At 72.6% G+C, this 17,021-nt stretch carries 14 protein-coding genes; 4 read left to right on the forward strand and 10 right to left on the reverse strand.

Annotation, left to right across the window (positions count from 1 at the left end; translation table 11 throughout):
• Positions 1–108: 108 nt before the first annotated feature.
• The 5 genes from ACLJQF_RS36070 to ACLJQF_RS36090 all read right to left on the reverse strand — a co-directional run bounded on the left by ACLJQF_RS36070 (position 109) and on the right by ACLJQF_RS36090 (position 6,986).
• Positions 109–411, reverse strand: coding sequence for an STAS domain-containing protein (locus tag ACLJQF_RS36070; RefSeq protein WP_410614748.1), 303 nt, complete (start codon positions 409–411; stop codon positions 109–111).
• On the reverse strand, positions 408–4,481 hold the full coding sequence (locus ACLJQF_RS36075) for a SpoIIE family protein phosphatase (protein ID WP_410614749.1): 4,074 nt from the start codon (positions 4,479–4,481) through the stop codon (positions 408–410). The genes ACLJQF_RS36070 and ACLJQF_RS36075 overlap by 4 nt, the downstream gene beginning before the upstream one ends.
• A gap of 134 nt (positions 4,482–4,615) precedes the next feature.
• The gene (locus ACLJQF_RS36080) at positions 4,616–5,035 is read right to left on the reverse strand and encodes an ATP-binding protein (RefSeq protein WP_410614750.1); all 420 of its coding nucleotides are present in this window, start codon (positions 5,033–5,035) and stop codon (positions 4,616–4,618) included.
• Positions 5,032–6,606 carry a PP2C family protein-serine/threonine phosphatase gene (locus tag ACLJQF_RS36085; RefSeq protein ID WP_410614751.1) on the reverse strand — a complete coding sequence of 525 codons (1,575 nt, stop codon included), beginning with the start codon at positions 6,604–6,606 and terminating at the stop codon, positions 5,032–5,034. Before ACLJQF_RS36085 ends, ACLJQF_RS36080 begins: the two co-directional genes overlap by 4 nt.
• Positions 6,606–6,986, reverse strand: coding sequence for an STAS domain-containing protein (locus tag ACLJQF_RS36090; protein ID WP_410614752.1), 381 nt, complete (start codon positions 6,984–6,986; stop codon positions 6,606–6,608). Before ACLJQF_RS36090 ends, ACLJQF_RS36085 begins: the two co-directional genes overlap by 1 nt.
• Before the next feature lie 168 nt (positions 6,987–7,154).
• Here ACLJQF_RS36090 and ACLJQF_RS36095 point away from each other — a divergent pair, with 168 nt between their 5' ends.
• Positions 7,155–7,538: an STAS domain-containing protein gene (locus tag ACLJQF_RS36095; RefSeq protein ID WP_410614753.1), complete on the forward strand. Its 384-nt coding sequence runs from the start codon at positions 7,155–7,157 to the stop codon at positions 7,536–7,538.
• Positions 7,539–7,578: 40 nt separating this feature from the next.
• Here the strand turns inward: ACLJQF_RS36095 and ACLJQF_RS36100 are convergent, their stop codons facing one another.
• Positions 7,579–8,805, reverse strand: a complete 1,227-nt coding sequence (locus tag ACLJQF_RS36100) for a PP2C family protein-serine/threonine phosphatase (RefSeq protein WP_410614754.1) — start codon at positions 8,803–8,805, stop codon at positions 7,579–7,581.
• An 82-nt stretch (positions 8,806–8,887) separates the two neighbouring features.
• Between ACLJQF_RS36100 and ACLJQF_RS36105 the strand changes: the two genes are divergently transcribed.
• Positions 8,888–9,607: a histidine phosphatase family protein gene (locus ACLJQF_RS36105; protein WP_410614755.1), complete on the forward strand. Its 720-nt coding sequence runs from the start codon at positions 8,888–8,890 to the stop codon at positions 9,605–9,607.
• A complete protein-coding gene (locus ACLJQF_RS36110) occupies positions 9,585–10,454 on the forward strand; it encodes an NAD(P)H-hydrate dehydratase (RefSeq protein WP_410614756.1) in 870 nt (289 codons plus the stop codon). The genes ACLJQF_RS36105 and ACLJQF_RS36110 overlap by 23 nt, the downstream gene beginning before the upstream one ends.
• Before the next feature lie 3 nt (positions 10,455–10,457).
• On the opposite strand, the gene ACLJQF_RS36115 is transcribed toward ACLJQF_RS36110, so the two are convergent.
• The 4 genes from ACLJQF_RS36115 to ACLJQF_RS36130 are packed head-to-tail and all read right to left on the reverse strand — an operon-like array spanning position 10,458 to position 14,527.
• On the reverse strand, positions 10,458–11,177 hold the full coding sequence (locus tag ACLJQF_RS36115; RefSeq protein ID WP_410614757.1) for an SDR family oxidoreductase: 720 nt from the start codon (positions 11,175–11,177) through the stop codon (positions 10,458–10,460).
• Positions 11,174–12,031 carry an oxidoreductase gene (locus ACLJQF_RS36120; protein ID WP_410614758.1) on the reverse strand — a complete coding sequence of 286 codons (858 nt, stop codon included), beginning with the start codon at positions 12,029–12,031 and terminating at the stop codon, positions 11,174–11,176. Before ACLJQF_RS36120 ends, ACLJQF_RS36115 begins: the two co-directional genes overlap by 4 nt.
• A gap of 42 nt (positions 12,032–12,073) precedes the next feature.
• On the reverse strand, positions 12,074–12,895 hold the full coding sequence (locus ACLJQF_RS36125) for a helix-turn-helix transcriptional regulator (protein WP_410614759.1): 822 nt from the start codon (positions 12,893–12,895) through the stop codon (positions 12,074–12,076).
• A 54-nt stretch (positions 12,896–12,949) separates the two neighbouring features.
• Positions 12,950–14,527, reverse strand: coding sequence for an alkaline phosphatase D family protein (locus tag ACLJQF_RS36130; RefSeq protein ID WP_410614760.1), 1,578 nt, complete (start codon positions 14,525–14,527; stop codon positions 12,950–12,952).
• Between the two features lie 148 nt (positions 14,528–14,675).
• On the opposite strand from ACLJQF_RS36130, the gene ACLJQF_RS36135 reads away from it, so the two are divergent.
• Positions 14,676–16,913 carry a PHB depolymerase family esterase gene (locus tag ACLJQF_RS36135; RefSeq protein ID WP_410614761.1) on the forward strand — a complete coding sequence of 746 codons (2,238 nt, stop codon included), beginning with the start codon at positions 14,676–14,678 and terminating at the stop codon, positions 16,911–16,913.
• Positions 16,914–17,021: the final 108 nt, after the last annotated feature.

Below are 17,021 nucleotides of genomic sequence, written 5' to 3' on the forward strand. Positions count from 1 at the left end.
GGACCGCTGCTGCTTCAACGGAACGGCAAAACCTTACTCGCGTCCGCGGCGCGGACCGCAACACCGCGACCGGAAGAGAGCGGTGGCTCCGGCCCGGCACTCAACCGTTCAGCAGATCATGACCTTCACTACCTGGGCGAGCCCGGACACGCGCAGTACCCGGTCGAGCAGCCGTGGTGCGACCAGCCGCAGGTCGTGGTCGCCGATGCGGTCGAACAGCACCGCGACGCCGGCGCTGTCGAGGTAGGCGACCTTGGTGAGGTCCACCGTGACGGGGGCGCCCGCCGCCAGCTCGCGGTCCAGCGCCGCGCCGAACTCCGCGGCGTTGCTCATGTCGATCTCCCCGGTGGCGGACAGGACCCGGTCCCCGTCGTCGCCCGGGCCGCCGACCAGCGTGAGTGCCGTCGTCACGAACCGATCCTCCATTCCAGCGTGACGGTGGTCCCGGTGGCGTCGTGCCGGAAAGCGACCGCGTCGGCCAGCGCTTCCATCATCGGCACGCCGCGTCCGCGCAGCAGGTGGTTGTCCGGCGGCGGTTGCTTCCAGTGGCCCCGGTCGGTCACCGTGACGACCAGGTGCGCGCCGGTGAGCCGGGCGGTGAGGTGCGCGGTCGCCCCGGTGCCGTCGTCGCGGTAGGCGTGCTCGACGGCGTTGGCGCAGGCCTCGCCCGCCGCGACGAGCACGTCCTGGGCGAGGTCCGGTTCGAGGGCCGCGTTGTGCAGCCACGCGCGCATCCAGTGGCGGGTCGAGGCGAGGTGGTCCGGGTGCGCCGTGAACTCGAAGTCCAGCGCGGGGACCGACCGGCGGTAGAGCAGCAGGGCGACGTCGTCCTCGTAGCCGTCGGCCGGGCGGAGCCGGTCCATCAGGGTGGTCGCCAGGTCGCCGAGCTCCGCGTCGCGCGTGTCGTGGGCGACCTGGGTGGCGCGGTCCATGCCGTCGTCGAGCGACTCGCGACGGCGTTCCACCAGCCCGTCGGTGTAGAGCATCAGCAGCGAACCGATCGGCACCACCGCGGTGGCTTCCGGGCGCGACACCGCGACGCGGACGGCCAGCGGCAGGCTGGCGCCCTGGTCGAGGAACTCCGCCGTGCCGTCGCGGTGCACGAGGGTGGCGGGCGGGTGCCCGGCGCTGCTGTAGGTGAGCGTGCCGGTCGCCGGGTCGAGCACCCCGCAGAAGACGGTGGTGCACAGGGCGCCGGGCAGCCGCCCGGCGAAGCGGTCGAGCGCGCCGAGCGTGTGCGCCGGGCTGCGGGCTTCCAGCAGCAGCGCGCGGCAGGCGCTGCGCAGCTGGCCCATCACCGCGGCCGCGGCGAGCCCCCGGCCGACGCAGTCGCCGACGACGATGCCGATCCGGTCGCCGGCCAGCGGGACGACGTCGTACCAGTCGCCGCCGACCTCCAGAGGCGGGTTCGCCGGCTCGTAGCGCACCGTGAAGCCGCCGGGCAGCCGGGCCGGGCCGAGGATCGAGCGCTGCAGCGCGAGGGCGACTTCCCGCTGCCGGTCGTCGCGGTGGGCGCGGCGCAGGGCGTGCGCGAGCGTTCCGGCCAGCAGCGCCAGCAGCGTCCGGTCCTCGGTGCCGAGCGGGCGGCCCGGTGCGGGGTCGACCCAGAGCGTCAGCCGGCCGCCGGGGTGGTCGACGGTGGTGCCCGCGCCGCTGTCGGCCGGGGTCGCGTGCAACGCCGGGAGCGACCGGACGTGGCCGAGCGTCGCGCGCAGCGGCGCGGCGAGGTCCGCCCAGTCCCGGTCGGCGGGGTCGGTGGACGCGAGCTCCGGCTCGCCGTCCCGCGGCCAGGTCACCGCGAGGACGCGCTGGGCGTCCCACAGCTCGCGCAGCAGGTCCAGCGCGGTGCGGAGCACCTCCGGTGCCCCGCTGATCCCGGCGAGGCGCTGGTTCATCGAGGCGAGCGCGCTTTCGCGCTGCACGGCGTAGCGCTCGGCCGTGACGTCGCGGATCGTGCCGACCAGCCGGCGGCGGCCCTCGTCGTCCTCCAACCGGTTGCAGGTGATCGCGACCCACAACCGGTGCCCCTCCCGGTGCCGCATCGGCAGCACGAAGCTGCCGCCCGGCTCGTCCCACGCGCCGCCGAAGGCCTCGGCGACCTGGCGGTGGGCGGCCGGATCGGTGCCCGAGTCCGGCCACCAGGGGAACGGCGGGGCGTAGGGCAGCTCGCCGGTGCCGAAGCCCAGCAGCTCGGTGAACGCCGCGTTGATCTCGACGACCCGCCCTTCGTCGTCGCAGACGAAGAAGCCCTCCTGCAGCGAGTCGATCATCGCCGCGCGCCACCGGGCGTGCTGTGTGCGCAGCCGCGCCAGCTGGACGGTCGTGCGAACCCGGGCGAGCAGCTCACGCGCCGAAAACGGTTTCACGAGGTAGTCGTCGGCCCCGGCGGCCAGCCCGTCGACGGCGGCTTCCTGACCGGCTCGTGCCGACAGCAGCAGCACGGGCACCGCCGCGGTGCGCGGGTCGCCGCGCAGCTCGGCGAGCAGGCCGAGGCCGTCCAGCCGCGGCATCATGACGTCGCTGATGATCAGCTCGGGCGGCTCGGCGCGGGCGGCGGCGAACGCCTCGACGCCGTCGCGCACCGCGGTCACCGCGTAGTCGTCGCGCAGCAGCCGCATGAGGTAGTCGCGCATGTCGGCGTTGTCGTCGGCGACCAGCACGCGGGCACCCGGGGGCGCCGTCCGGGTGGGCGGGTCACCGTCCGGGAGCCAGCGCAGGGCTTCCTGCACGTACGGTTCCGCGGCCTGGGCGGTGAGCCCGCCGGTCGTGGGCTCGCCGGCGACGTGCTCGGCGGGCAGGTGCGCGGTGCCCAGCGGCAGCCGGACCCGGAACGTCGTCCCGGCGCCCGGCGTGCTTTCCACGGCGACGCTGCCGCCGTGCATGCCGACGAGCTCGCGCACGAGCGCCAGGCCGATCCCGCTGCCCTCGTTGGACCGCGCCCGCGCCGACGGGATCCGGTGGAACCGCTCGAACAGGCGCGGCAGCTCGGCGGCGTCGATCCCGATCCCGGTGTCGGACACCGCGACCACGGTGTGCCCGGCCGCCACCGTGCTGGTCACCCGGATCGCGCCGTCGAAGGTGAACTTGACCGCGTTGGACAGCAGGTTGAAGACGACCTTCTCCCACATCCCGCGGTCGACGTGCACCGGCTCGTCCGACGGGGGACAGCCGACCTCGAACACCAGCCCGGCCCGCTCGACGGCGGCGCGGAAGACGCTCGCCAGCTCCGCGGTGAACGTCCCGAGGTCCACCGGTTCGAAGCGCGCCTGCATCCGGCCGGCTTCGATCCGGGAGAAGTCGAGCAGGTTGTTCACCAGCCGCCCGAGCCGCAACGCGTTGCGCTGGATGACGTCGATCTCTTCCAACACCCGCTCGCCGGCGCCGTCCAGGGCCTCCCGCAGTTCGGCGGCCGGGCCCAGGATCAGCGTGAGCGGGGTCCGGAACTCGTGGCTGATGTTGGCGAAGAACGTCGTCTTCGCGGCGTCCAGCGCGGTCAGCTCCTCGGCACGCCGCTGCTGGACCTGGTAGGCGATCGCGCCGTTGACCAGTGCCGCCGTCTGCTGGGCGACCAGCCCGAGGAACGTCCGGTAGGACTCGTCGAGCGCGCGCCCGGCGCTCGCCGCCAGCACGATCACCCCGGTCGCGGTGTTCCCGGCGTCGCCGGGCAGCGGCAGCACCACCGCCTCGGTCGGCGGGGTGGACCAGGCACCCGGTGGCAGCTCGCCGAACGCCCCGCCCGACACCGTCCGCGGGATCCCGTCGGCGAGCACGTCCGTCAGCGGCCAGGCCGCCGCGTCACCCGCGCCTTCGCCGCCGGGGGTGACGGCCGCGTGCGCGAGGCCGCCGTCGCCGTCCCGGATGTGGATCGCGGCGTAGGGGACGTCGGCGCCGGCCCGGCCCAGCACGCCGGCGACCAGCTCGCAGGCCTCGCCCACGCTGCGGGCGAGACCGGCCTGGGCGCTGAGTTCGCGCAGCGTCGCCAGCCGCCGGGCACCGATCACCCGCTCGGTCGTGTCCGAGACCGCGGTGAACACCGCCCGCACGGCGCCTTCGTCGTCGTGGACCGGGCTGTAGGAGTACGTCCAGTAGGTCTCTTCCCAGTAGCCGTGCCGGTTCATCGGCAGCAGCAGGTCTTCCGACCAGGTCGCCTCGCCGGTGGTCATCACGCTGTCCAGCATCGGCCCGACGATGTGCCAGATCTCGGTCCAGACCGCCGCGCCCGCCTTGCCCAGCGCCGGGTGCTTGGTGCCCAGCAGCGGCAGGTACGCGTCGTTGTACAGGAACCGCAGCTCCGGTCCCCACCAGACGATCATCGGGAAGCGGGAGGTGAGGCAGATCCGGACCGCCGTCGTCAGGCTGGGCGGCCAGTCCCGCGGTTCGCCGAGCGGGGACGTTGCCCAGTCGAAGTCCCGCATCCGGGCGGCCATCCGGCTGGTCCCGGGAAACACGGCACGGTGGCCGGCCTCTTCCCCGACGCTCATCACACTCCATGTTCACGCGGCCCCGGACGAGCGTACTTGACCGGCCACCACCCTGCCGGGTGTGCGGAACGTCGGCGTCTTGAATGACTCATTCCTGGCGTCAGACGCCAGGAATGAGTCATTCAAGACATCGGTCAGCCGGTCAGCCAGGTCATGGTGACCGTGGTGCCGTCGTCGCGGTGCACCTGCGTGCTCTCGTCGGCCAGGGTGTCGATGAGCAGCAGGCCGCGGCCCCGCAGCCCGTTCGAGGCGGCCGGCGGGCGCCAGGTGCCGTAGTCGGTGACTGTCACGATCACCCGCCCTGGCAACGCTTCGGCCCGGACGTCGACCGGGCCCGCCGCCCCTTCGGGGTAGGCGTGCTCGGCCGAGTTGGCCATCGCCTCGTAGCAGGCGAGGACGATGTCGTCGCGTCGTTCGAGGCTCAGCTGCAGTGTGGCCAGCCAGCGGGCCAGTGCCTCGCGCAGTTCCGGCAGCCGTTCGGCGATCGCGGCCGTGCGCCGGTGGAACGAAACCGGGGGAGCGGACTGGCCCGGCGGCCGGCGTGAGTCCGTCATGGGGTGTCCTCTCCGCGGTGGCGCACGTGGATCACGGCGATGTCGTCGTCGTGCCGTCCACGAGTCAGTTCGTCGACGAGCTTGTCCCACGCCGGTTCGAGGTCGGTCGCGGTCAGCAGTCCCGGGATACCCGCCAGCAGCCATTCGACGCCCAGGGTGAGGTCGCGGGTGCGGCTTTCGACCAGCCCGTCGGTGTAGAGCACCAGGTCCGCGCCCACCGGGAAGCCCGCGGTGCGCTGCGGGAAGACCGAGCCGACGCCCAGCGGCTGCGCCAGCGCCTCGCCGATCTGCTCGGGCGGCTCGCCCGGGCGGATCAGGATGGCGGGCAGGTGGCCGGCGTTCGCGTAGGCGAGCGTCCCGTCGGCGGGCCGGTGGACCGCGTAGAAGCAGGTCACGAAGCTTTCCCCGAATAGCCCGACGATCAGCTCCGAGACGTTGCGCAGGACCTCCGACGGCGGCAGTTCCAGCAGGGCGTAGCTGCGGATGGCCGTGCGGACCTGGCCCATCACCGTCGCGGCGGTGACGCCGTGGCCGACGACGTCACCGATGACGAACGCGGTGGCGCCCGACGGCAGCCGGATCACGTCGAACCAGTCACCGCCGACCTTGCTCCCGGTGGCCGCGGGCAGGTACCGGGTGAAAACGTCGAGGCCCGGCGTGGGCGGGGCGACCGGCAGCATGCTGCGGGAAAGTTCCGAGGCGAGGGTGCGCTCGCGTTCGTAGAGCCGCGCGTTGTCCAGCGCGATGGCCGCGTAGGCGGCGATGCCCTCGGCCAGGTACTCGTGCCGCGCGGTGAACCGGTCCGGTTCGGGATGACCGAAGAAGAACCCGCCCAGCACCTCCCCGGAGGTCGGGCTGAGCACCGAAACGGCCAGGTAGCTGCACACGGGCAGGTGCCCCGCCGGCATCCCGTGGTGCGGCGGGTTCTTCCCGAACCGCGGGTCCCGCGTGATGTCGGGGCTGCGCACGGTGCCGGCGCCGTCGAACGTCGGCGCGAACACGTCGGTGTTGCGTGGCATGGGGAACCGGGTGAAGGCCTCCCGGGGCACGCCCGAGATCGTGTACAGCGTGTACGACTCGCCGAGCTCGTCGATCAGGTTGTAGAAGAACGCGCCGAAGCCGGCTCCGGTCGCCTTCGTGGCCGCGTCCGTCGCGTCCTGCACGATCCGGTCGATGTCGAGCTGCGCGGTCAGTTCGCGGCCGGTGGAATGCAGCGCGTCCAGCACCGAAGCTTCGCTCTGCAGCCGCCGGACGGTGGCGGCCAGGCCGGCGGTCGCGGCATCGATGGCGGCGGCGACGGCCGAAGGTGCCCCGCCGATTCCCGTTGTGGTATAGACCAATGCGCCAGGTTCGCTGCCGTCGGCCGCGACGGCGATCGCGCCGGTGATCTCTTCGCCCGGCACCAGGTCCGCCAGGATCGCGCGGTCGGTCACCGCCCGCGCGACGTGGTCGCCGAGCACCGCGCGCACCTCGTCGGGGTCGAGGGCGCGGACTTCGGTGGCCGCGGCACCGCCGGCGAAGGCCTCGCGCACGGCGTCGAGGACTGCGTCGAATTCCGGCCGCGACGTCATCAAGGAGCCAGCGCGTCGGACAGCGACGGGTAGATGGCGAACTCGTCGGTCAGCCGGGTCAGTTCCAGCGGGCGCAGGGTGATCCGGCCGTTGGCCACCACGCGCAGCGGTGCCGATGCCGTGGGCCCGCGGTGCGCCCGGACGAGCTCGGCCATGCCCGCCGAGGCCAGGAACGTGACGTCGGTGAGGTCGATCACGAGCACCGACGGGCAAAGGCGCGCCGCCCGTTCGGCCAATCGGCGCAATTTCGGGGCCAGCGCGAGGTCGAGAGCTCCGTCCACACGCAGCACCGCCGCGCCGTCCCGGATCTCCAACGACACCGATCCGGCGGAACTGATGGCATCGTCGAGTGAGTCGCCGGTCACGTCCCGTTCACCCATGGCGCCATCCTGCCTGTTCGGAGCCGCGACCGAAAGCCGAACGGGTGCTGACACGGCGGCGTGTCGCCCGGGCAGGCATGATGGGGAGCGGTTGAGCAAACAGCCTTCGTGGACATGCACGCCCGCCGGTTGCCGGGGGGTGCTGCCGAAGGCGAGGAGAAAACCGCCATGACCGAGCACACCCACTTCGAAAGCTCGGCCACCGCTGTGCCGTTCGGCGAATTCCGGATCGCCCGGACGAAGTATGAAGACGCGGTCGTCGTCGAGGTCGCCGGAGACGTGGACACGACCACCGCACCGGCGCTCGTGCAGGCCGCCGGGGAAGCACTGGCGGAGCGGCCGCCGGTGCTGGTGGTCGACCTGACCCGGGTCGAGTTCCTCGCCTCGCCCGGCCTGACCGCGCTGCTGACCATCCACCGCGACGCCGGAACCGGCACCGCCGTGCGGATCGTCGCGTCCGGCCGGGCCACCCTGCGCCCGATCCAGCTGACCGGCCTCGAGGAGAGCCTCTCGCTCTTCCCGACCCGGGAAGCGGCCCTCGCCGGGTCCTGACCCGGATCGTCCCGGCCGGGTTACCGATCCGACCGCCGGCTCAGTAGCCGCCGGCCGGGACGGCACCGCGCCGGATGGCCAGCACGGCGACGTCGTCCTGGGCCGGCCGGTTGCCGATCATCACGGCCATCACCCGCGCGCAGACCCGTTCGGGATCCCCGGCGCGCACGGCCTGCGCCAGCTGGTGCATGCCGACGTCCACCGGGCGGTCCCGCCGCTCGACCAGCCCGTCGGTGTAGAGCACCAGCACGCCGTCCGACGGTAGTTCGAGGACGGTGGTGCGCCGTTCGGGTTCGCCGATGGTCAGCCCGATCGGGGGATCCGGCGGAGCGTCGATCAGCCGGCCCGCTTCGCCGGCCAGGGCGAGCACCGGGGGCAGGTGCCCGGCGAGCGACAGGGTCAGCGTCTCGCGGTCCGGGCCGATGATCCCGTAGGCCACCGTGGCCATCGCCCCGTGTTCGAAGTGGTTGGCCTTGCGGTCGAGCTTGGCGAGCACCTCGGCCGGGCTTTCGCAGTCGAGGGCGTAGGCGCGCAGGGCACTGCGCAGCCGCCCCATGATCACGGCCGCGTCGAGGCCGTGGCCGGAGACGTCGCCCATCACCACGCCGAGCCGATCGCCCGGCAGCGTGAACAGGTCGTACCAGTCCCCGCCGAGCCCGGTCTCCGCGCCGGGCACGTACCGGGCGCCGAAGTCCAGGCCGGGCACCACGGGCAGGCTGCTCGGCAGCAGGCTGCGCTGCAGCGCCATCGTCGCGGTGCGGTTCTCCTCCAGCGCCTCCATCTGGATCGCCATCGCCAGGCGGTCGGCGAGCAGCTGCATGGTGGCCACTTCGGACGCACCGAACTGCCGGGGCGCCACGGAACCGATGTGCAGCACGCCGACGAGCTCGTTCCCGGCGACCATGGGCACACCGAGCAGGGAGTGCAGCCCGCGTTCCCACAGCAGGGAGTTCACGACGGTCGTTTCGTCGACGTGGTCGAGGATGACGGGGGCGCGATCGAGCGCGACCCGCCCGGCGAACCCGCTGCCGACCGGCACCCGGACGCCCTGGTGGACCTCTTCCTCGATCCCGGCCGCCGCGAAGGCCACCAGCTGGCGGCCGCTGGGCTGGTACCGCAGCACGGTCGCGGTGTCGACCGCCATGACCTCACGCAGACGCTGGAGGGTCATGGCGAGCATCTCGGCCAGGCCGAGGTGACCGGCCGGAGCGCCGATGATCGCCTCCAGCTGCTGCAGCCGGTTCTGGGCGTCGAGACTTCGCGACATGGAACGACCCTAGCCGTAACTCCTTTGCGGGCCTAACCATCCCGGGTTTCGACGGCGGGTCTCCCGGGGTATCCAGGTCGGCGTGAACGTCGACTTGGACTGGGTGGGTGTGCTGCGGCACGGTCAGAGCACCGGGAACGTGGCCAGGGAAGAGGCGGAGTCGGCCGGCGCGGACGTGATCGACGTCGCCGAACGCGACGCCGACGTGCCGCTGACGGACCTGGGGCGGCAACAGGCTTCTGCGGCGGGGAAGTTCCTCGCCGAGCGCCCGCCGGACGTCGTGATCACCTCCACCTACCGCCGCGCCTGGGACACCGCACGGCTGGCCACGCCCGACGGCGTCCCGATCGTCCCGGACGAACGGCTGCGCGACCGGGAGCTCGGCGTGCTGGACCTGCTGACCTCGCACGGCGTCCGCGAGCGGTGGCCCGACGAGCTGCGGCGCAAGCGGCGGCTCGGCAAGTTCTACTACCGGCCGCCGGGCGGGGAGTCCTGGGCGGATGTCGTGCTGCGCCTGCGGTCCCTGCTCACCGAGCTGGGCGTGGAGCACGCCGGAAAGCGCGTTCTGCTGGCCGCGCACGAAATGACCGTCTTCGCCCTGCGCTACCTGCTCGAAGGGCTGCCCGAGCCCGATCTGCTGCGCGCCGCCGACGCCACCGAGGTCCCGAACGGCTCGGTGACGGCCTGGGAACGCGACGCCGACGGCGGGTTCACGATGGTGCTGGCCCAGGAGGTCGGCCACCTGCACGCCACCGATACCCCACCGACGGCGGACGACGATGCCGCGCAGCAGCTCTCCTGACCCGGCGCCGATCAGCCCGGCCCTGCTGCGGGACTGGCGGATCGGCGCGGACGACCGCGGCACCGTGCTCGTCGTCGGCGGCGCCCGGACCGTGCCGGGCGCGCCGGCGCTGTCCGGGACCGCTGCCCTGCGCGCCGGGGCCGGCACGCTGCAGCTGGCGGTCGCCGAACGGCACGCGACGGCGACCGGCGTCTCGGTGCCCGAGTCGTCGGTGTTCGGGCTGCCGGAGACCGGGACCGGGGCGGTCGCCGCCGACGCCGTCGACCGGCTGGCCGAGGTTCTGCCCGACGCCGGCACCGTCGTCGTCGGCCCGGGCCTGACCGGCGTTTCGGAGACCGAAGAGCTGCTGCGGCGCCTGGTGCCCGCCATCGCCCCGGACGCGCGGGTGGTGCTCGACGCGTTCGCGCTCGGCGCGCTGAGCCGGGACCCGGCGCTCGCGGAACGCCTGGCGGGCCGGCTCCTCCTCACGCCGAACCGGGTCGAAGCCGCCTTCCTCGACGGCTGCGAGGAGAAGGACGTCGACGACCTGGAGACGGCGGTCCGGATCGCCGGGCGCTACGGCGGCGTGGTGCTGCTCATGGGCGTGGTCGCCTCGCCGGACGGCCGGGTCTGGCGCGACGGCAGCGGCCACGTCGGCCTCGCGACCTCCGGCAGCGGCGACGTCCTGGCCGGGCTGACCGGCGGTTTCCTCGCTCGCGGCGCGGCCGTCGAGCAGGCGGCCTGCTGGGCGACGCACGTCCACGCCGTGGCCGGCCAGCGGCTGATCCCGGACACCGGCAGCACCGGCCTGCTGGCGCGGGAACTCGTCGCCCAGATCCCGCGGGTCATCGCCGAGCTGGAGCGCTGAGCGTCACCGCTGCACGGTCGGCCGCACGACGATCTCGTTGACGTCGACGCCGTCCGGCTGCCCGATCGCGTAGGAGACGGCCCCGGCGATGGCGTCCGCCGGGAGGGTCACCGCCCGGTAGGCGCGCATCGCCGCCTGCGCGCCCGGCTCGGTGATGGTGCCGGCCAGCTCGGACTCGGTGACGCCGGGGGAGATCGTCGTCACGCGGACGCCGGGGTCGGCCTCCAGGCGCAGGCCCTCGGTGATCGCCCGGGCCGCGTACTTGGTGCCGCAGTAGACCGCGGCCGTCGGCACCACCTCGTGCGCGCCGGTGGAGGCGATCGTCACGAAGTGCCCGCCGCCTGCGCGCCGGAAGTGCGGCAGGGCGGCCGCGATCCCGTGCAGCAGGCCGCGGACGTTGACGTCGATCATCCGGTCCCACTCGTCGACGTGCAGCGAATCCAGGCGTGACAACGGCATGACGCCCGCGTTGGCGACGAAGGCGTCGAGCCGTCCGTGCGCCTCGACGGCGGCGTCGGCGAACGCGGCGACGTCCGCGCGGTCGGTGACGTCGAGGCGGCGCACGTCCGCGGTGCCGCCGGTGTCGTGGATTTCCTTGGCCAGCGCGGTCAGCCGGTCTTCGCGCCGGGCGCCGAGCACGACGTGGTGGCCTTCGCGGGCGAGACGCAGCGCGGTGGCGCGGCCGATGCCGCTGCTGGCGCCGGTGATGAGAACGGTCTTCACAAGGGTCCTTCCGGGAAGTCGGCGGCGAGGGTCGTCTCGCGCCAGGTGTCGAACGTCGAGCGGAGGATGCCGAGCCGGGCCGTGGCGATGTCGTAGGCGGCGCGGCCGAGGAGCAGGCGCAGCGGCGGTTCGTCGCTGCCGACGGCGGTGAGGATCGCTTCGGCCGCGCGGGCCGGGTCGCCCGGCTGCCGTCCGTACGTCGCGAGGGTCGCCTCCCGGCGGGTGCCCGCGGTCTCGCCGTAGTCGTCGATGCGGATGGCCGACTGCCGCATCGACGGGCCGGACCAGTTGGTGCGGAACGCGGCGGGCTCCACGATGGTCACCTTGATGCCCAGCGGCGCCACTTCCGCGGCGAGGGACTCCGAAAGTCCTTCCACCGCGAACTTCGTCGCGTGGTAGTAGCCGGTGGCGCCGAACGCCGCCAAGCCGCCGAGGGAGGACACGGTGACGATGTGGCCGCTGCGGCGCGCCCGCATGCCCGGCAGGACCGCACGGGTGACGTCGGCGAGGCCGAAGACGTTGGTGTCGAACAGTTTCCGGATCTCGTCGTCCTCGCCCTCCTCGACGGCGGCGAGGTAGCCGTAGCCGGCGTTGTTCACCAGGACGTCGATCCGGCCGAACGCCGCTTCGGCCCGCTTCACCGCGTCGACGACCTGGGCGTGGTCGGTCACGTCGAGGGGCAGGGCCAGCGCGCGGTCGCCGTGCGCTTCGGCGAGGTCGGCGACCCGCGCCGGATCGCGGGCGGTGACGACCGCGCGCATTCCGAGGTCGAGCACGGCTTCGGCCAGTGCGCGGCCGAGGCCGGTGGAACAACCGGTGATGAACCAGACTGTGTCTTCGGGTATTTCGGGCACGACGAAGTACTCCGTCCATTGTGGATGGATAGGAAAGGTGATTCAGGAAGCGGCGAGGCTGCCCAGCAGGGCCAGCGCGGCTTCCGACGGGCTGCCCGGCTCGGCTTGGTAGACGATCAGCTGCTGACCGGGGGCACTGTTGACGGTCAGCGCCTCGTAGCTCAGTTCCAGCTCGCCGACCAGCCGGTGGCGGAACCGCTTGGTTTCGTGGGTTTTCTGCCGGATGTCGTGGCGCGCCCACAGCCGGCGGAAGTCCGCGCTCTTGACCGACAGCTCGCCGACGGTGTCGATGAGCTGCGGGTCGTCCGGGTCGATCCCGGCGGCCGCCCGCAGGCCGCCGACCGTGTTGACGGCCACGCGCTCCCAGTCCGGGTAGAACTCGCGGGCGTCCGGGTCGAGGAACACCAGGCGGACCAGGTCACCGCTGTGGGTGTGCCCGTCGAACAGCGCCTGGCCCAGCGCGTTGTGCGCAAGCACGTCGAGGCAGCGGCCGAGCACCAGCGCGGGCGTGTCCGGCCAGCCGTCCATCAGGCGCAGCAGGTTCGGGCTGACCCGTTCCGGCGGCCGGGCGCGCCGCCGGCGTTTCGGTGCCGGCTGGGCGAGCCGGTGCAGGTGGGCGACGGCGTCGTCGTCCAGCGCCAGCCCGCGGGCGAGCGCGTCGACGACCTGCGCCGACGGGTTCCGCTCCCGGCCCTGCTCGAGCCGGACGTAGTAGTCGGTGCTGACGCCGGCCAGCAGCGCCACCTCCTCGCGGCGCAGGCCCGCCACCCGGCGCGACCCGCCCGGAGGCAGGCCGAGTTCTTCCGGGCCCACCTGTGCACGGCGGGCCCGGAGGAACTCCCCGAGTGAGTTTTCCTGAGCCATGATCCGAGGCTAACCCGGAATCGCCGCCCAAGGGTGGCCGCGCCACACCCACCCTCAGGCCAGCCGGATCGGCTCCTCGTCGTCGCCCGGGTCGGCTCGCGGCAGCCTCGCGGTGGCCGTGCGCCCGTCGACGTCCAGTTCCATCACCGCGTTCCCGAAGTGCGGCCCGGACACGCAGTGCCACGACAGCGGCGCGGGCGGGACCCCGGTGCGGCGCGCCAGCCCCTCGCTCGCCCTGGTCAGCGACCGCGCCCAGCCGGCCCGGAACAGCCGGTTCATGTACCACGGCACGGTGTTGTGCACCGGCGAGCAGGTCAGCTGGTGGACCGGTGCCGCGGTGCCGCCGGGGAACTCCGCCTGGGCCACGTAGGCGTGGTGGACGTCGCCCGAAAGCACGCTGACCGACGCCGGCCCGTCGTCCGCGACGCGGGCGATGAGCTTCGCCAGCCGTTCGAACGACGTGCGGAAGGCCGGCCAGTGCTCCAGGTCCACCAGCTGCCGGAACCATTCACTGGCTCGTCCCACGAGGCCGGGCCGGGCGCAGAGCTGCTCGTTGACCGACTGCGCGGCCGACAGCGCGGTGGGCAGCAGCCACGGCAGCGACGTGCCGATCAGCAGGTGGTCGAACTCGCCGGACGCCTGCTCCTCGATCCAGCGGAACTCCTCGTCGCCGATCATCGAGCGCTGCCCGCCCTCGAGGATCCGCCCGGCCCGCGAGTCGATCACCAGCAGCCGGACCGGGCCGAAGTCACGCCGGTAGGACCACCGGGTGCCCTTGGCGCCGTCGGCCTCCCGGTCGGCCCGGTCGGCGAACTCGCGCAGCAGCTCGGCGTTGTCCACGCCGGACTTGCGCACTCGCTGGTAGAGATCGTCTTCGGCCAGCCCACGGGGCCCGAGGTTGCCGAGGTGCTGGTAGACCCAGTACGACACCAGGGCGCCGCGGATCCGCTCCGGCCACCACGACGTCCGGGCCATCTTTTCGCGCCAGGCCTGCGAGGTGTTCCAGTCGTCGCGGACGTCGTGGTCGTCGAAGATCATCGACGTCGGCACGGTGGAGAGCAGCCAGCGGACCGCCGGGTCGCACCAGGCCTCGACGTACAGGTGGCAGTACTCCTCGAAGTCGGCGATCTCGTTGCCGGGCGACGCCTTGGTGTCCCGCCGGGTGGCGAGCCACTCCTGCGTCGCGTCGGTGGTCTCGTCGGCGTAGACCTGATCGCCCAGCAGCAGCAGCGATTCCGGCCATTCCGCCTCGTCGAGGGCGGCCATCCGGTGGGCGTAGGCGGCGAGCGCGTCCGGGCCCAGCGCGTCCTGCTCCCGCGGCTTGCGGCAGGAGCCGAACACCAGCCGGAACCGCGGGTCGCCGGGTTCGAGCGTCCGGATCCGGCTGGGCGGCAGGTCACCGTCCGGTTCGGGCCAGACGACGTCGCCGTCCAGCCGCACTTCGTACGGTGTGCTCCGCCCGGGCTCGAGCCCGGTGAGCACGACCAGCGCGTAGTGGTGGCCGGCGACCTCGAACGTCCGGGCGTGCGCGTCGCCGACACGCACTTCGCACGGGCCGCCGGTCTCGACCCAGATCGTCGCCGAAGTGGCGTCGACGTGCCGCAGCAGCGGGCCCAGCAGCAGCTCGGTCATCCCGGAATCCTGCCAGAACTCCGGCGGGGCGGCCGATCGGTGACTTCCTCGAAAGTTCCCGAAACATTTCGATAATCGTTGACCGGCCGGGCCCGGCGACGAACCATCGTCGCAGCTGCGTTCCCGCCCCCGGAAAGGATTTCCTCGAGTGCGAAGACTCCTCACCGCCCTTTCCGCCGCCGTGCTGGCGATCGCCGCGTCGATCGTGCTGGTCGTGGCGGCGCAGCCGGCATCCGCGGCCACGCTGACCCGGGTCACCGACTTCGGCAGCAATCCCAGCAACCTGAACATGTACACCTACGTCCCGGACCACGTCGCCGCCCGCCCGGCGCTGCTGGTGGCCGTCCACTACTGCACCGGCTCGGCGTCGGCGATCTTCAACGGCTACGCCCGCGACTACGTCACCGCGGCCGACCAGTACGGGTACGTCGTCGTGTTCCCGGAAGCCACCCGCAGCGGGCAGTGCTTCGACGTTTCCTCGCCGCAGGCCCTCACCCGCGGCGGCGGCAGCGACCCCGTCGGCATCCTCTCGATGGTCAACTGGGCCAAGCAGCGCTACAACGTCGACTCCGCCCGCGTGTACGTCACCGGGTTCTCCTCGGGCGCGATGATGACCAACGTGCTCGCGGCGGAGTACCCGGACGTGTTCGCCGCCGGTTCGGCGTTCATGGGCGTGCCGGCCGGCTGCTTCGCGACCACCGACGGGTCCGGCTGGAACAGCCAGTGCTCGGGCGGCCAGCTCATCAAGACCGCGCAGCAGTGGGGCGACCAGGCCCGCCAGATGAGCGGCGGCCGCACCGGCCCGTTCCCGCGGATGCAGCTGTGGCACGGCACGGCCGACGACACCCTGCGCTATCCCAACTTCGGGGAGGAGATCAAGCAGTGGACCAACCTGCAGGGGCTCTCGCAGACGCCGTCGTCGAGTGATGCGCCGCAGTCCGGCTGGACGCGCACCCGGTACGGCGCCACCGGCACGCAGGCACCGGTCGAGGGCATCAGCGTCCAGGGCGCCGGGCATTCGCTGCCGCAGAACGGGATGATCCAGTACGCGATCGCGTTCCTGGGTCTCACCAGCGGTGGGCCGGCCACGACCACCCCGACCACACCGACCACCACGACGTCCTCGACGCCACCCGCCGGGACCACGTTGGGCAGCGCGGCGGCCCGGACCGGGCGGTACTTCGGCACGGCGGTCTCGGCGAGCAAGCTGTCGGACAGCGTCTACACCGGCATTCTCGGTCGCGAGTTCTCCATGATCACGCCGGAGAACGAGATGAAGATCGACGCGACCGAGCCGTCGCAGAACCAGTTCTCGTACGCCAACGCGGACCGGATCGTGAACCAGGCGACGAGTCAGGGCGCCCGGATGCGCGGGCACACGCTGGCCTGGCACCAGCAGCAGCCGGGCTGGATGCAGGGCATGGAGGGTTCGGCGCTGCGGCAGGCGATACTCAACCACGTCACCCAGGTCGCGACCCACTACCGCGGCAAGATCTACGCCTGGGACGTGGTGAACGAGGCGTTCGAGGACGGCGGTTCCGGCGCCCGGCGCAATTCGAACCTGCAGCGCACGGGCGACGACTGGATCGAGGCGGCGTTCCGCGCGGCCCGGGCGGCCGACCCGGACGCGAAGCTCTGTTACAACGACTACAACACCGACGACTGGAGCCAAGCGAAGACCCAGGCCGTGTACCGCATGGTCCAGGACTTCAAGACCCGCGGCGTACCGATCGACTGCGTCGGCTTCCAGGCGCACTTCAACCCCAACAGCCCGGTACCGTCGAACTACCAGACGACGTTGCAGAACTTCGCGAACCTCGGGGTGGACGTCCAGCTCACCGAACTGGACATCGAGGGGTCGGGAACGGCGCAGGCGACCAACTTCCGCACGGTGACGTCGGCGTGCCTCGCGGTCGCGCGCTGCACCGGGATCACGGTGTGGGGCATCCGCGACACGGACTCGTGGCGGGCGTCGGGAACACCGTTGCTGTTCGACGGCAACGGCCAGAAGAAGGTGGCCTACACGGCGGTGCTCGAAGCGTTGAACGGCGGAGCACCCCCGGACGGCGGCACGACCACCCCCACGCCCACCACTACCACCACCACTCCTGCCCCGGGTGGGTGCTCGGCGGCCTACCTCAAGACGGCGGAGTGGAACGTGGGATTCAATGGCCAGGTGACGGTGTCGGGCACGAACAACTGGGTGCTGACGATCACGTTCCACGCGCCGCAGAAGGTGATCGGCAGCTGGAACTACACGGGAACTTGGGACAGCACGGGCTACGTCCTGACGGCCAGGCCCAACGGAAGCGGAAACGTGATCGGCTTCACGGTCCAGCACGGCGGCAACCTGACGGCCCCGACGGTCACCTGCGCCGGTCCCTAGTACTACAGGGACACTTGTGCGCGCGACCTGGCAAAACCCGGCGGGCCGGTCTGCCGCAGCTGGTCGTGAGCGGTAAGGCGCGTTAGGGCCAACGGTCACTCGGGGAGT

It is taken from the genome of Amycolatopsis sp. lyj-109, assembly GCF_046548995.1.
Lineage (GTDB): Bacteria > Actinomycetota > Actinomycetes > Mycobacteriales > Pseudonocardiaceae > Amycolatopsis.

What these genes read in the sequence shown, in the direction of transcription:
- ACLJQF_RS36095 (WP_410614753.1), top strand. Translation starts at nt 7,155, where the DNA reads ATGACCGAGCACACCCACTTCGAAAGCTCGGCCACCGCTGTGCCGTTC.
- ACLJQF_RS36110 (WP_410614756.1), top strand. Translation starts at nt 9,585, where the DNA reads ATGCCGCGCAGCAGCTCTCCTGACCCGGCGCCGATCAGCCCGGCCCTG.
- ACLJQF_RS36090 (WP_410614752.1), bottom strand. Translation starts at nt 6,986, where the DNA reads ATGGGTGAACGGGACGTGACCGGCGACTCACTCGACGATGCCATCAGT.
- ACLJQF_RS36125 (WP_410614759.1), bottom strand. Translation starts at nt 12,895, where the DNA reads ATGGCTCAGGAAAACTCACTCGGGGAGTTCCTCCGGGCCCGCCGTGCA.
- ACLJQF_RS36085 (WP_410614751.1), bottom strand. Translation starts at nt 6,606, where the DNA reads ATGACGTCGCGGCCGGAATTCGACGCAGTCCTCGACGCCGTGCGCGAG.
- ACLJQF_RS36100 (WP_410614754.1), bottom strand. Translation starts at nt 8,805, where the DNA reads ATGTCGCGAAGTCTCGACGCCCAGAACCGGCTGCAGCAGCTGGAGGCG.
- ACLJQF_RS36080 (WP_410614750.1), bottom strand. Translation starts at nt 5,035, where the DNA reads ATGACGGACTCACGCCGGCCGCCGGGCCAGTCCGCTCCCCCGGTTTCG.
- ACLJQF_RS36075 (WP_410614749.1), bottom strand. Translation starts at nt 4,481, where the DNA reads ATGAGCGTCGGGGAAGAGGCCGGCCACCGTGCCGTGTTTCCCGGGACC.
- ACLJQF_RS36130 (WP_410614760.1), bottom strand. Translation starts at nt 14,527, where the DNA reads ATGACCGAGCTGCTGCTGGGCCCGCTGCTGCGGCACGTCGACGCCACT.